At 71.0% G+C, this 14,809-nt stretch carries 12 protein-coding genes; 10 read left to right on the forward strand and 2 right to left on the reverse strand.

The features are described 5' to 3' along the window. Positions 1–23 precede the first annotated feature (23 nt). Positions 24–2,495: a bifunctional (p)ppGpp synthetase/guanosine-3',5'-bis(diphosphate) 3'-pyrophosphohydrolase gene (locus P3T41_RS35475; RefSeq protein WP_280694776.1), complete on the forward strand. Its 2,472-nt coding sequence runs from the start codon at positions 24–26 to the stop codon at positions 2,493–2,495. A gap of 84 nt (positions 2,496–2,579) precedes the next feature. On the opposite strand, the gene P3T41_RS35480 is transcribed toward P3T41_RS35475, so the two are convergent. Continuing rightward, a complete protein-coding gene (locus P3T41_RS35480; protein ID WP_280694777.1) occupies positions 2,580–3,809 on the reverse strand; it encodes a DUF349 domain-containing protein in 1,230 nt (409 codons plus the stop codon). A gap of 242 nt (positions 3,810–4,051) precedes the next feature. Beyond that, entirely contained in the window at positions 4,052–4,855 is an 804-nt protein-coding gene (locus P3T41_RS35485; protein WP_280694778.1) for a peptidylprolyl isomerase, read from the reverse strand. Positions 4,856–5,069: 214 nt separating this feature from the next. On the opposite strand from P3T41_RS35485, the gene P3T41_RS35490 reads away from it, so the two are divergent. From P3T41_RS35490 to alaS, 9 genes are all read left to right on the forward strand, one after another. Then, on the forward strand, positions 5,070–5,777 hold the full coding sequence (locus P3T41_RS35490; protein ID WP_280694779.1) for an MBL fold metallo-hydrolase: 708 nt from the start codon (positions 5,070–5,072) through the stop codon (positions 5,775–5,777). Between the two features lie 11 nt (positions 5,778–5,788). Further along, on the forward strand, positions 5,789–7,051 hold the full coding sequence (hisS, locus tag P3T41_RS35495; protein WP_280694780.1) for a histidine--tRNA ligase: 1,263 nt from the start codon (positions 5,789–5,791) through the stop codon (positions 7,049–7,051). Further along, entirely contained in the window at positions 7,048–8,838 is a 1,791-nt protein-coding gene (gene aspS / locus P3T41_RS35500; protein ID WP_280694781.1) for an aspartate--tRNA ligase, read from the forward strand. The genes hisS and aspS overlap by 4 nt, the downstream gene beginning before the upstream one ends. 157 nt (positions 8,839–8,995) lie before the next feature. Further along, positions 8,996–9,838, forward strand: coding sequence for a polyphosphate kinase 2 (gene ppk2, locus P3T41_RS35505; protein ID WP_280694782.1), 843 nt, complete (start codon positions 8,996–8,998; stop codon positions 9,836–9,838). Between the two features lie 67 nt (positions 9,839–9,905). Then, entirely contained in the window at positions 9,906–11,255 is a 1,350-nt protein-coding gene (locus P3T41_RS35510; protein WP_280694783.1) for a replication-associated recombination protein A, read from the forward strand. A gap of 291 nt (positions 11,256–11,546) precedes the next feature. Further along, positions 11,547–12,161 carry a 30S ribosomal protein S4 gene (gene rpsD / locus P3T41_RS35515; RefSeq protein ID WP_280694784.1) on the forward strand — a complete coding sequence of 205 codons (615 nt, stop codon included), beginning with the start codon at positions 11,547–11,549 and terminating at the stop codon, positions 12,159–12,161. A 180-nt stretch (positions 12,162–12,341) separates the two neighbouring features. After that, positions 12,342–12,818 (forward strand): DUF948 domain-containing protein, encoded by a 477-nt coding sequence (locus P3T41_RS35520; RefSeq protein WP_280694785.1) that lies wholly within the window; start codon positions 12,342–12,344, stop codon positions 12,816–12,818. Positions 12,819–12,824: 6 nt separating this feature from the next. After that, complete coding sequence (locus tag P3T41_RS35525) at positions 12,825–13,226, forward strand: DUF6167 family protein (RefSeq protein WP_280694786.1); 402 nt, start codon at positions 12,825–12,827, stop codon at positions 13,224–13,226. Positions 13,227–13,241: 15 nt separating this feature from the next. Continuing rightward, a partial coding sequence (alaS, locus tag P3T41_RS35530; protein WP_280694787.1) for an alanine--tRNA ligase occupies positions 13,242–14,809 on the forward strand: 1,568 nt, incomplete at its 3' end.

The raw sequence follows: 14,809 nt of genomic DNA on the forward strand, positions 1-14,809 counted from the left end.
CCGGTGCGTACCGAGGAGTGTCTTTGCCAGACGAGGTAGTCCCTACGGCCGCCGCATCCAGCAGCCAGTCGGGCGGCGACGAGCCGGCCGGCCATCAGGCCGTGCCCGCGGGGGCCACCCCGGCGCGTCCCGTGCCGCCCGCCTCCGGGCTGGCCCGCGCGGTGGCGCCCGCGCTGCGCCAGGCGTCCTCCTCCGGCGGCATGCGCGCCCGCCTCGCCCGGTTCGGCGGCCAGCGGTCCACGGTGCTCAACCCCGTGCTGGAGCCGCTCTTCCGCACCATCAGGGCCGGCGACCCCAAGGCCGACCCGGCGCTGCTGCGCGACATCGAGCGCGCCTACGCGGTGGCCGAGCGCTGGCACCGCGGCCAGAAGCGCAAGAGCGGTGACCCGTACATCACCCACCCGCTGGCGGTCGCCACCATCCTCGCCGAGCTCGGCATGGACGCCCCGACCCTGATGGCCGGGCTGCTGCACGACACCGTGGAGGACACCGACTACGGCCTGGAGACGCTGCGCCAGGACTTCGGCGACTCGGTCGCGCTGCTGGTCGACGGCGTCACCAAGCTGGACAAGGTGAAGTTCGGCGAGGCCGCGCAAGCCGAAACGGTTCGCAAGATGGTCGTCGCGATGGCCAAGGACCCCCGGGTCCTGGTGATCAAGCTCGCCGACCGCCTGCACAACATGCGCACCATGCGGTACCTCAAGCGGGAGAAGCAGGAGAAGAAGGCCCGCGAGACGCTGGAGATCTACGCCCCGCTGGCGCACCGGCTGGGCATGAACACCATCAAGTGGGAGCTGGAGGACCTGGCCTTCGCCATCCTCTACCCCAAGATGTACGACGAGATCGTCCGGCTGGTCGCCGAGCGCGCGCCCAAGCGGGACGAGTACCTGGCCACCGTCATCGACCAGGTCCAGGGCGACCTGCGCGGGGCCCGGATCTCGGCCTCGGTGACCGGACGGCCGAAGCACTACTACTCGGTCTACCAGAAGATGATCGTCCGAGGCCGCGACTTCGCGGAGATCTACGACCTGGTGGGCATCCGGGTCCTGGTCGACACCGTCCGCGACTGCTACGCGGCGCTCGGCACCATCCACGCGCGGTGGAACCCGGTCCCCGGCCGGTTCAAGGACTACATCGCGATGCCCAAGTTCAACATGTACCAGTCGCTGCACACCACGGTGATCGGTCCCGGCGGCAAGCCGGTCGAGCTGCAGATCCGCACCTTCGACATGCACCGGCGCGCCGAGTACGGCATCGCCGCGCACTGGAAGTACAAGCAGCGCGCGGTGGCCGGCGCCTCCAAGGTGCGCACCGACACGCCGTCCCAGGCCCGCAAGGAGGACAAGGCCGGCGCGGTCAACGAGATGGCCTGGCTGCGCCAGCTGCTCGACTGGCAGAAGGAGACCGAGGACCCGAGCGAGTTCCTCGAGTCGCTGCGCTTCGACCTCTCCAACAACGAGGTCTTCGTCTTCACGCCCAAGGGCGACGTGATAGCGCTGCCCGCGGGCGCCACCCCGGTGGACTTCGCCTTCGCCGTGCACACCGAGGTCGGCTTCCGCTGCATCGGGGCCCGGGTCAACGGGCGCCTGGTGCCGCTGGAGTCGACCCTGGAGAACGGCGACACGGTCGAGGTCTTCACCTCCAAGGCCGAGGGCGCCGGACCGTCCCGGGACTGGCTCGGCTTCGTCAAGTCGCCCCGCGCGCGCAACAAGATCAAGGCCTGGTTCTCCAAGGAGCGCCGTGAGGAGGCGATCGAGCAGGGCAAGGAGGCCATCGCCCGCGCGATGCGCAAGCAGGGCCTGCCGATCCAGCGGATCCTCACCGGCGACTCGCTGGTGACGCTGGCGCACGAGATGCGCTACCCGGACATCTCCTCGCTCTACGCCGCGATCGGCGAGGGCCACGTCTCGGCGCAGTCCATCGTGCAGAAGCTGGTCCAGGCGCTCGGCGGCGAGGAGGGCGCCACCGAGGAGTTCGCCGAGACCGCCACGGTGCCGACCCACGACAACCGGGCCGCGCGCCGCCGCCGGGCCAAGGGCGACCCCGGGGTGATCGTCAAGGGCGTGGACGACGTCTGGGTCAAGCTCTCGCGCTGCTGCACCCCGGTGCCGGGCGACCCGATCGTCGGCTTCATCACCCGTGGCAACGGCGTCTCGGTGCACCGGGCGGACTGCGTCAACGTCGACTCGTTGACCCAGCAGCCCGAGCGGATGATCGAGGTCGAGTGGGCGCCGACCCAGTCCTCGGTCTTCCTGGTGGCCATCCAGGTCGAGGCGTTGGACCGCTCGCGGCTGCTCTCGGACGTCACCCGGGTGCTCTCCGACCAGCACGTCAACATCCTGTCGGCGGCCGTGCAGACCTCGCGCGACCGGGTGGCGATGAGCCGCTTCACCTTCGAGATGGGCGACCCGAAGCACCTGGGTCACGTGCTCAAGGCGGTGCGCGGGGTGGAGGGCGTCTACGACGTCTACCGGGTCACCTCGGCCCGCAAGTAACGCCCAGGGTCAGTCCGGCAATCCCGCGGGCACATGCGAGGGGGCCCACCGCCGAGCGGTGGGCCCCCTTGACGCCGTGCGGCGTCAGCCGCTGAACTCCTCCAGGCTCTTGAGCGCCTGGTCCAGCAGCGCCTGACGGCCCGCCAGTTCGGCCTCCAGCTTCCTGGTCTTGGACTCGTTGCCGGCCGCGCGGGCCTTCTCCAGGTCGGCCTTCAGCTTGTCGACCGCGCCCTGCAGCAGGCCGGTCATGCCGGCCGCGCGGGCCTTGGCCTCCGGGTTGGAGCGCTGCCACTCGGCCTCCTCGGCCTCGCGGACGGCCCGCTCCACGGTGTTCAGCCGACCGTCCAGCTTCGGCTTGGCGTCGCGCGGCACGTGGCCGATCGCCTCCCAGCGCTCGCTGACGTCGCGCAGCGCGGCCTTGGCGGTCTTGAGGTCGCCGATCGGCAGGATCGCCTCGGCCTCGAGCAGCAGCGCCTCCTTGAGCTTCTGGTTCTCGCTCTGCTCGGCGTCCCGCTCGGTGAAGACCGCCGAACGGGCCTGGAAGAACACGTCCTGGGCGCCGCGGAACCGCGCCCACAGCTCGTCCTCGGCGTCCCGCTGCGCCCGGCCCGCGGCCTTCCACTGCGCCATCAGGTCGCGGTAACGGGCCGCGGTGTCGCCCCACTCGGTGGAGCTGGAGAGCGCCTCGGCCTCGGCGACCAGCCGCTCCTTGACCGCCCGGGCGTGGTCGCGCTCGGCGTCCAGCTGGGCGAAGTGCGCCTTGCGGTGCTTGGAGAAGACCGACCGGGCGTGCGAGAACCGGTGCCACAGCTCGTCGTCGCTCTTGCGGTCCAGCCGGGGCAGGCCCTTCCAGGTGTCCACCAGCGCGCGCAGCCGGTCCCCGGCCTCCCGCCACTGGGTGGACTCGGCGAGCTGCTCGGCCTCGGCGACCAGCGCCTCCTTGGCGGTGCGGGTCTCGTCGGCCGCCTTGGCCCGGGCGGCCTTGCGCTCCACCTGGCGCGACTCGATGTCACCGGCCAGGGAGTCCAACCGCTGGGCGAGCGCGGCGAGGTCGCCGACCGCGTGCGCCTCGGTCACCTGGGCGCGCAGGTGGTCCAGCGCGGTCTGGGCCTCCTTGGCGGCCAGGTCCGTCTTGCGCACCCGGTGCTCCAGCAGGCCGATCTCGGCGGCCAGGCCCTGGTACTTGCGCTCGAAGTAGGCGAGAGCCTCCTCGGGGGAGCCCGCCTGCCAGGAGCCGACGACGCGTTCGCCCTCGGCGGTCCTGACGTAGACGGTCCCCTGCTCGTCGACACGGCCCCACGGGTCGCTGCTCACAGCGCCTCCTCCACATGACGGTTCGCCCACGCCTCGGTGGTACGGATCCGTCGTCCACAGTTGAATGTGCGGCGGACCGATGGTCCGCCGTCCCCGCCCGCCCGATCGGTTCGGCTGCCGAGGGTGACGGCGAGCGGGTCAGGGCACCCTATACAACAGCAACATAGGCGACCAGGCCCGGTGCTGTCCGCATCCGGGCCGGGCCAATTCGCGCGGCGGGGCCGGGGCACCCGCCGGATGCCTCAGCCCTTGGTAGCGGTCACCGAGTTGAGCACCACGTCGGCGTTCGGCGCACCGTCCCCGGTACCGCCCTGGACCCCGCCGGCGGCGATGTTGTTCAGCACGTCCAGGCCGCCGGTGATCTTGCCGAACGGGGTGTAGCTGGGCGGCAGCTGGGTGTCCTTGTAGACCAGGAAGAACTGGCTGCCGTTGGTGTTCGCGCCGGAGTTGGCCATCGCCACGGTGCCGGCGGGGTAGGTCGCGCCGGTCAGGTTCTCGTCGGTGAACGAGTAGCCGGGGGTGCCGCTGCCGGTGCCGGTCGGGTCGCCGCACTGCAGCACGTAGATGCTGGAGGTGGTCAGCCGGTGGCACTTGGTGTGGTCGAAGTAGTTCTGACCCGCCAGGAAGACGAAGGAGTTGACCGTGTGCGGGGCCTTCGACGGGTCCAGCTGGAGGGTCACCGCGCCGCAGCTGGTGTTCATCGTGACGTTGTACTTGGCGGTGGCGTCGACGGCCATGGCCGGCTCGGTCTTCCACTGCTTGCCGTTCGGCTGGCCGGGCGACGGCGCGGTGCAGCCCTTGACGGCCACCGGGTTGGGCGTCGCGGCCTGGTTCGGCGCGGCGTTCGCCGTGTCGGTCTTCTTGCTGTCGGACTTGAAGGCGCCACCGGCCCAGGCACCGCCGCCCGCCAGGACCACCACCGCCAGCGCGGCGCCGAGCACGGCGTTGCGGCGCTTGGCCTTGGACGCGGCCTCGGCGCGGGCCGTCTGCTGCCGCTCGTACTTCTCGCGGGCGAGCTGCCGCCGCCGCTGTTCGCTGCTGACCACCGGCCGGGTCTCCTCAATCGCACTGTCGTGGACATGTGTCCGGCGGATCATCGCATCCACCGGCCGCCAAGTGTAGGGACCTCGTCGGTAAGTACGCGGTGAACCGGCCCGCCACCGCGGTATCGGGTTCGCTACGGCGGGCGTACCGCCGGTAGGCTGCACCCCAGACTTTCCGTGTTCAAGAGCGCTCGCCGACCAGCTGAGAAGGACTGCCGTGTTCATCGCCGGATTTCCCGCCGGAGCCTGGGGCACCAACTGCTACCTGGTCGCCCCGGCCGCCGGTGAGGAGTGCGTGATCGTCGACCCGGGGATGGACGCCACCGAGGGGGTCGAGGCGATGATCCGCGAGCACCGGCTGAAGCCGGTCGCGGTGGTGCTCACCCACGGCCACATCGACCACGTGGCCTCGGTGATGCCGATCTGCGGCGCCAAGGGCGTGCCGGCCTGGATCCACCCCGACGACCGGTTCATGCTGACCGACCCGGAGAAGGCGCTCGGCCGCTCGCTCGGCCAGCAGATCATGGGCGAGCTGACCATCGGCGAGCCGGACGACCTGCGCGAGTTGACCGACGGCTCGGTGCTGGAGCTGGCCGGGCTGAAGCTCACCGTCGACCACGCGCCCGGCCATACCAAGGGGTCGGTGACGTTCCGGACGCCCGCCGATGAAGAGATCCCGCCGGTGCTCTTCTCGGGCGACCTGCTCTTCGCCGGCTCCATCGGGCGCACGGACCTGCCCGGCGGCGACCACGGCGCGATCATGCGCTCGCTGGCCCGGGTCTGCCTGCCCCTCGACGACGCCACCGTGGTCCTGTCCGGCCACGGCACCCAGACCACCATCGGCCGCGAGCGCGCCACCAACCCCTACCTCAGGCAAGCGGGCGGGGCGGCTGACGCTCCCGCAGCCGTGCGACGAGGAATGTGACGGAAGACCAGTTGAGCACCTTCACCGCCCCCAAGGGCACCTACGACCTGCTGCCGCCCAGCTCCGCGACCTTCCTGGCGGTCCGTCAGGCACTGGCCGCCCCGCTGCGCCGGGCCGGCTACGGCTACATCGAGACGCCCGTCTTCGAGGACGTCAAGCTCTTCTCCCGCGGTGTCGGCGAGTCCACCGACATCGTCACCAAGGAGATGTTCACCCTCACCCAGCGCGGTAAGGAAGAGCTCGCACTGCGCCCCGAGGGCACCGCCTCGGTGGTCCGCGCGGTGCTGGAGGCCAACCTGCACAAGGCCGGCAACCTGCCGGTCAAGGTCTGGTACTCGGGCAACTTCTACCGCTACGAGCGTCCGCAGAAGGGCCGGTACCGCCAGTTCTCGCAGGTCGGCGCCGAGGCGCTGGGCGCCGAGGACCCGGCGCTGGACGCCGAGCTGATCATCCTGGCCGACGACGCCTTCCGCTCGCTGGGTCTCACCGACTACCGGCTGCTGCTCAACAGCCTGGGCGACAAGCAGTGCCGCCCGGTCTACCGGGCCGCGCTGCAGGAGTTCCTGGCCGGCCTGGAGCTGGACGAGGACACCCGCCGCCGGGCCGAGATCAACCCGCTGCGGGTGCTGGACGACAAGCGTGAGGCCGTGCAGGCCCAGCTGGTCGGCGCACCGCTGCTGCGCGACTACCTGTGCGAGGACTGCAAGGCCTACGACGAGCAGGTCCGCGCACTGCTGACCGCCGCCGGGGTGGCCTTCGTCGACGACCCCAAGCTGGTCCGCGGCCTGGACTACTACACCCGCACCACCTTCGAGTTCGTGCACGACGGCCTGGGCGCGCAGTCCGCGATCGGCGGCGGCGGCCGCTACGACGGGCTCTCCGAGATGCTCGGCGGCCCGGCGCTGCCCTCGGTCGGCTGGGGCCTGGGCGTGGACCGGATCTACCTCGCGCTGCAGGCCGAGGGCGTCGTCCTCGACCTGCCCGCGACCACCTCGGTCTACGCGGTCGCGCTCGGCGAGGAGGCCAAGAACGTGCTGTTCGCCAAGGTCACCGAGCTTCGCCGGGCCGGCGTCGCCACCGATCTCGCCTTCGGCGTCAAGGGCATCAAGAACGCGATGAAGTCCGCCGACCGCTCCGGGGCCCGCTTCGCCCTGGTCGCCGGTGACCGTGATCTCGCCGAGGGAGTGGTCCAGTTGAAGGACCTGACCACCGGCGAGCAGAACCCGGTCGCACTCGAAGCACTCGTCACCACCCTGAAGGAGAAGCAGCTGTGATCCGCACGCACGACGCGGGCACGCTCCGCGCGGAGCACGCCGGAGCGACCGTCACCCTGGCCGGCTGGGTTGCCCGCCGCCGCGACCACGGCGGGGTGGCGTTCATCGACCTGCGCGATGCCTCCGGCACCGTGCAGGTCGTGGTCCGCGATCTGGACTCCGTGCACGGCCTGCGCGCCGAGTACTGCGTCAAGGTGGTCGGCGAGGTCCGGGTCCGCCCCGAGGGCAACGAGAACGCGGAGATCCCGACCGGCGCGGTCGAGGTCGTGGTCAGCGCGATCGAGGTGCTCTCCGAGGCCGCGCCGCTGCCGTTCCAGGTCGCCGAGTACGAGCCGGGCACGGTCAACGAGGAGGTCCGGCTGCGTTACCGCTACCTGGACCTGCGCCGTGAGGGCCCGGCCCGCGCGCTGCGGCTGCGTTCCAAGGTCAGCAACATCATCCGCCGGGTGATGGAGGAGAACGACTTCCTCGACATCGAGACGCCGTACCTGACCCGCTCCACCCCCGAGGGCGCCCGCGACTTCCTGGTCCCGGTCCGCCTGCAGCCCGGTCACTGGTACGCGCTGCCGCAGTCGCCCCAGCTCTTCAAGCAGCTGCTGATGGTGGCCGGCATGGAGCGCTACTACCAGATCGCCCGCTGCTTCCGCGACGAGGACTTCCGCGCCGACCGGCAGCCGGAGTTCACCCAGCTGGACGTCGAGGCCTCGTTCGTCGACCAGGAGGACGTCCTGGCCCTCGGCGAGAAGATCATCGCTGCGGTCTGGCGCGAGGTGCACGGCTACCAGATCCCGAACCCGCTGCCGCGGATGACCTACGCGGACGCGATGGGCCGCTACGGCTCGGACAAGCCGGACGTCCGCTTCGGCCAGGAACTGACCGACCTGACCGAGTACTTCAAGGGCACCGAGTTCCGGGTCTTCCAGGCCCCGTACGTCGGCGCGGTGGTCATGCCCGGCGGCGCCTCGCAGCCGCGCAAGGCGCTGGACGCCTGGCAGGACTGGGCCAAGGCGCGCGGCGCCCGGGGCCTGGCCTACGTGGTCATCGACGCCGAGACCGGCGAGCTGCGCGGCCCGGTGGCCAAGAACCTCTCCGCCGAGCACCTGGCGGGCCTGGCGGCCGCGGCGGGCGCCAAGAACGGTGACGCGATCTTCTTCGCGGCCGGCAAGCGGACCCCCTCGCAGGAGCTGCTGGGCGCCGCCCGCCTGGAGATCGGCCGTCGCTGCGAGCTGATCGACGAGTCCCAGTGGGCCTTCCTCTGGGTCGTGGACTTCCCGATGTTCGAGCCGATCGAGGACGACAAGGGCGAGTTCCAGGGCTGGCACGCGGTGCACCACCCGTTCACCGCGCCCACCGCCGAGTCGCTGGCCACCTTCGACACCGACCCGGGCAGCGCCCTGTCCAACGCCTACGACCTGGTGCTCAACGGCTCGGAGCTGGGCGGCGGTTCGATCCGTATCCACCAGCGCGAGGTGCAGCAGCGGGCGTTCGACGCGATCGGGCTCTCCGAGGAGGAGGCCACCTCGCAGTTCGGCTTCCTGCTCGACGCCTTCAACTACGGCCCGCCGCCGCACGGTGGCATCGCGCTGGGCCTGGACCGGGTGGTCAGCCTGCTCGGCGGCTACGACACCATCCGCGACGTCATCGCCTTCCCGAAGACGTCCAACGGCGGCGACCCGCTGACCGGCGCGCCGACCCCGATCACCCCGGCGCAGCGCCGCGAGGCGGGCGTCGACGCGCAGCCCAAGCTGAAGGACGAGACCAAGTCGGAGGCTCCGCAGGAGTCCTGACGTCCCATCAGCGGTAACCTCCGGCCGGTGCGCACTCGCGTACCGGCCGGAGTGCGTCCGGATACGTCCCAGCGCCGCGCGTTCATCCGACAAGATCGACCGGACAGGACCTACCGTGAGGGGTCATCAGCAGCGAACCACTCCGGGAGGCGCCACCGTGACCGACGAGCCCGTCAAGCAGCCCCGTCTTGCCAAGGCGGTCTACGAGAAGGAACTGCTGCGCCTCCAGGAGGAGCTGGTGAAGCTCCAGGAGTGGGTGAGGCTCGAAGGCGTGCGGCTGGTGGTGGTGTTCGAGGGGCGCGACGCGGCGGGCAAGGGCGGCGCCATCAAGCGGGTGACCGAGTTCCTCAATCCGCGCGTCGCCCGGATCGCCGCGCTGCCCGCGCCGACCGAGCGGCAGCGCGGGCAGTGGTACTTCCAGCGCTACGTGGAGCAGCTGCCGGCAGCCGGGGAGATCGTGCTGTTCGACCGCAGCTGGTACAACCGGGCCGGGGTCGAGAAGGTGATGGGGTTCTGCACGGACGAGGAGTACTGGCAGTTCCTGCACCAGTGCCCGACCTTCGAGCGGATGCTGATCGAGGCGGGCATCGAGCTGCGCAAGTACTGGTTCTCGGTCAGCGACGCCGAGCAGGAGCGCCGCTTCCGGGCCCGGCTGGCCGATCCGATGCGCCGCTGGAAGCTCTCCGCGATGGACACCGAGTCGATCAGCCGCTGGGAGGACTACTCACGGGCCAAGGACGAGATGTTCGTCTACACGGACATCCCGGAGTCGCCGTGGAACGTGGTGGAGAGCGAGGACAAGCGCCGCTCGCGGATCAACATGATCTCCCACCTGCTCTCCACCATCGCCTACCGCGACGTGACCAAGCCGCCCGTCTCGCTGCCGCCCCGCCCGGCGTCCAAGGGCTACCAGCGCCCGCCCCGCGATCTGCAGAAGTACGTGCCGGACCACGCGGCGGAGCTGGAGCGCAAGCACCCGAAGAAGAAGCACCAGAAGTAGCTCGGGGGGCCGGCGGCCGGACCGGCGCCGCGGCCGGGCTGTCGGCGCGCTCGCATAGGGTGGCGGAGTGGACGAACCGGACCTCTTCACCGCCGCCGCCGAGCAGCGCCAGGCCACCGAGCCCGGGCGGGCGCCGCTGGCCGTGCGGATGCGCCCGCGCACGCTGGACGAGGTGGCGGGTCAGCGCCATCTGCTGGCCGAGGGCTCGCCGCTGCGCCGCCTGGTGTCCGCCGCCAAGGGTCCGGCCGCGACCAGTTCGGTGATCCTCTGGGGCCCGCCGGGCACCGGCAAGACGACGCTGGCGCACGTGATCAGCCAGGGCGTCGAGGGGCGGTTCGTCGAGCTCTCGGCGATCACCGCCGGGGTCAAGGAGGTGCGCGCGGTGATCGAGGGGGCCCGCCGCGCGGTGGGCCTCAGCGGCCGGGAGACGGTGCTCTTCCTCGACGAGATCCACCGCTTCTCCAAGGCCCAGCAGGACTCCCTGCTGCCGGCCGTCGAGAACCGCTGGGTCACCCTGATCGCCGCCACCACCGAGAACCCGTACTTCTCGGTGATCTCCCCGCTGCTCTCCCGCTCGCTGCTGCTCACCCTGCAGTCGCTCACCGACGAGGACATCCGCGCCCTGCTGCGCCGCGCGACGGCCGACGAGCGCGGTCTGGCGGGCCGGGTGACGCTCGGTCAGGAGGCCGAGGACCACCTGGTGCGGCTGGCCGGCGGTGATGCCCGGCGGGCGCTGACCACGCTGGAGGCGGCCGCCGGAGCCGCGCTGGAGCAGGGCGCCGAGGAGATCACCCTGGCCACCACGGAGACCGCCGTGAACCAGGCCGCCGTGCGCTACGACAAGGACGGCGACCAGCACTACGACGTGGCCAGCGCGCTGATCAAGTCGATCCGCGGCAGCGATGTGGACGCCACCCTGCACTACCTGGCCCGGATGATCGAGGCGGGGGAGGACCCGCGGTTCATCGCCCGCCGCCTGATGATCTCGGCCAGCGAGGACATCGGCCTGGCCGACCCGACCGCGCTGCCCACCGCCGTCGCGGCCGCCCAGGCGGTGGCGCTGATCGGCTTCCCGGAGGCCCGGATCATCCTCTCCCAGGCCGCCATCGCGCTGGCCCTGGCGCCCAAGTCGAACGCCGCCTACCTGGCCATCGACGCCGCCCTGGCCGATGTCCGCCAGGGCCTGGCCGGCCCGGTCCCGCCGCACCTGCGGGACGGCCACTACGGCGGCGCCGCCAAGCTCGGCCACGGCCAGGGCTACCAGTACCCGCACGACCTGCCCGGCGGCATCGCCGCCCAGCAGTACGCGCCGGACGCGGTGCACGGCAAGGCGTACTACCAGCCGACCCGGCACGGCGGCGAGGCCAGGTACGCGGACACCGTGGAGTGGACCAGGGCCCGGCTCAAGGGCGACTGAGCGGCGCGTATACTCGGTCGAAGTGCCTTGTCCCGGGTCCGGCAGCCTTGCGGCTGACCGGCCGCACCAGCGGGACACCGGCCCGCAGCACCCCTTGTGGGGGCTGCCAGGAGCGTCGCGCACCGTTATCGGTGTCACGTACCCCCAGCGGGTGCGTGTGCATGCACGTCAGTGCCCGGCCTCGGAGAGCGGCTGATCACCCCTGTGGTGGTTTTTCTCCGGACCGCGAGAGGCGACCTCCGTCAACACCTGGTGAAGCCGTATTCGCACACTGAAAGAGGTAATGGTTCCATGGCGAACCAGAAGCGTCCCAAGGTCAAGATCGCGCGTGCCCTTGGCGTGCCGCTGACCCCGAAGTCCGTCAAGTACTTCGAGGCCCGCCCGTACCCGCCCGGCCAGCACGGCCGTGGCCGCAAGCAGAACTCGGACTACAAGGTCCGTCTGCTCGAGAAGCAGCGTCTGCGCGCCCAGTACGACCTGAGCGAGAAGCAGATGGCGCGCGCGTTCGACCGCGCGAAGAAGGTCTCCGGCAAGACCGGTGAGGCCCTCATCGCGCAGCTCGAGACCCGTCTCGACGCCCTGGTGCTGCGTTCGGGCATTGCCCGCACCATCTACCAGGCCCGTCAGATGGTCGTGCACGGCCACATCGAGGTCAACGGCGGCAAGGTCAACAAGCCGTCGTTCCAGATGAAGCCGGGCTACGTCGTCACGGTCAAGACGAAGTCCAAGGAGAAGGTTCCGTTCCAGGTCGCCCGTGAGGGTGGCTACGCGGGCGAGGGCCAGACCCCGAAGTACCTCGAGGTCAACCTCAAGGCGCTGGCCTTCCGCCTGGACCGCGAGCCGCAGCGTCGTGAGGTCCCCGTGATCTGCGACGAGCAGCTGGTCGTCGAGTACTACTCGCGCTGACCCGCGAGTCCGGTACCCCGGTATCGGATCTGTGGAGCCCCCACGGCCTTCGGGCCGTGGGGGCTCCACGCGTTCCCGTCCGTTTTCTCCCGGCCGGCCGCGCGGCCAGGCGTTATCCGGTCGGAATCAGGCCGCGTGGCGCGATAGGGTTTCCACTCCGAGGAGTGAAGGGAGCACGCGGTGTCCGTGGGAGAGCTGGCCGGCCTGCTGGTTGCCGTGGGCTGGACCGTGCTGGTCACCCTGCTCGCCGTCGTCCTGGTGCGCCTGTCCAAGGTGCTGCGCGAGGCCACGGTGCTGGTCTCGGCCGTCACCGAGCAGGCCGTTCCGCTGCTCTCCGACGCCAGTGCCGCCGTGCGCAGCGCGCACGAGCAGCTGGAGCGGGTCGACGACATCACCGCCAACGTGCAGGACGCCGCCGCCAACGCGAACGCGCTCTCCTCCACCGTGGCGGCCACCCTGGGCGGGCCGCTGGTCAAGCTGGCGGCGTTCAGCTACGGCGTGCGCAAGGCCGTCAACCGCCAGCAGAACACCGTGACGCTCCCTCAGCAGGGCAGCGAGCGCGAGGCGCTGGCGCAGCTGATCCGCGCCGAGGTGCGGGCCGCCACCGCCCCCAGGGGCGGCCTGCTGTCCCGGGTCCGGCGAGCCGTGAAGGGCTGATGCACCGTGGTACGACGCATCTTCTGGATGACGGTCGGCGCCGGCGCCGCCGTCTGGGCCATGAACAAGGCGAACGAGGCGACCCGCCGACTCACCCCTGACAGCCTGTCAGGCGCCGCCGCGCGCGGTGCGCTGCACCTGGGCGACACGGCCAAGCGGTTCGCGCTGGACGTGCGGGCCGGCATGGCCGAGCGCGAGGAGCAGCTGCGGGCCGACCTCGGGCTGGACGGCACCGCGGTGGTCGAGCCGCCCGCCCGGCGCGCGCGCGCCGGTGGCGCGGGCCGAGCTATCAAGGCGGCGCCTGGACAACCCCCGGTCGCCGCCCTGCCCCCGTCGCGCGTCATCACCCCCCACGTCATCGCCTCAACACCCCGCCAGCTCGATCAGCGCCGGGGTCAGCACCCTTAACCGGAAGGACCACTCATGGAGTCGGCAGAGATCCGCCGCCGCTGGCTGCGCTTCTACGAGGAGCGCGGACACACCGTCGTCCCGTCGGCGTCCCTGGTCGCCGACGACCCCACCCTGCTGCTGGTCAACGCGGGCATGGTGCCGTTCAAGCCGTACTTCCTGGGCGAGGTCAAGCCTCCGTTCAGCCGCGCCACCAGCGTGCAGAAGTGCGTGCGCACGCTGGACATCGAGGAGGTCGGCAAGACCACCCGGCACGGCTCCTTCTTCCAGATGTGCGGCAACTTCTCCTTCGGCGACTACTTCAAGGAAGGCGCCATCAAGTTCGCCTGGGAGCTGCTCACCAGCTCCGTGGCGGACGGCGGCTACGGGCTCGACCCGGAGAAGGTCTGGATCACCGTCTACCTGGACGACGACGAGGCCGAGCAGATCTGGCGCGAGGTGGTCGGCGTGCCGGCCGAGCGGATCCAGCGGCTGGGCATGAAGGACAACTTCTGGTCGATGGGCGTGCCGGGTCCGTGCGGTCCGTGCTCGGAGATCAACTACGACCGCGGCCCCGCCTACGGCGAGGAGGGCGGTCCGGCCGTCAACGGCGAGCGGTACATGGAGATCTGGAACCTGGTCTTCATGCAGTACGAGCGCGGCCACGGCGACGGCAAGGACGGTTTCGAGATCCTCGGCGACCTGCCGAGCAAGAACATCGACACGGGCCTGGGCCTGGAGCGGCTCGCCGCGATCCTGCAGGACGTCGACAACCTCTTCGAGATCGACACCAGCCGGCTGATCCTGGACCGGGCCGCCGAGCTGACCGGCCACCGCTACGGCGCCGACCACAAGGCCGACATCTCGCTGCGCGTGGTCACCGACCACATCCGCACCGCCGTGATGCTGATCGGCGACGGCGTGACCCCGGGCAACGAGGGCCGCGGCTACGTGCTGCGCCGGATCCTGCGCCGCGCGATCCGCAACATGCGCCTGCTGGGCGCCACCGAGCCGGTGGCCAAGGAGCTGGTGGACATCACCATCAAGGCGATGGCCCCGCAGTACCCGGAGCTGGCGACCGAGCAGAAGCGGATCGACACGGTCGCCGTCGCCGAGGAGGTCTCCTTCCTGCAGACCCTGCGCACCGGCACCCAACTGCTGGACACCGCCGTCGCGGAGACCAAGCAGGCCGGGCACGCCGCGCTCAGCGGCGAGCAGGCGTTCAAGCTGCACGACACCTACGGCTTCCCGATCGACCTCACCCTGGAGATGGCTGAGGAGCAGGGCCTCGCGGTGGACGAGGCGGGCTTCCGCCGCCTGATGCAGGAGCAGCGGGACAAGGCCAAGGCCGACGCCAAGGCCAAGAAGATGGGCCACGCGGACGTCAAGGCCTACCGCGAGGTGGCGGACAAGGCCGGCGCCTCCGTCTTCACCGGCTACAGCGCCACCGAGGGCGAGGCCACCGTGGTGGGCCTGCTGGTGGACGGCGTGCCGGCGCCGGCCGCCACCGAGGGCGACGAGGTCGAACTGGTCCTGGACCGCACCCCGTTCTACGCCGAGGGCGGTGGCCAGCTCGCCGACCACGGCCGGATCCGGCTGGACTC

Source organism: Kitasatospora sp. GAS204B (genome assembly GCF_029892155.1).
Classification (GTDB): Bacteria; Actinomycetota; Actinomycetes; order Streptomycetales; family Streptomycetaceae; genus Kitasatospora.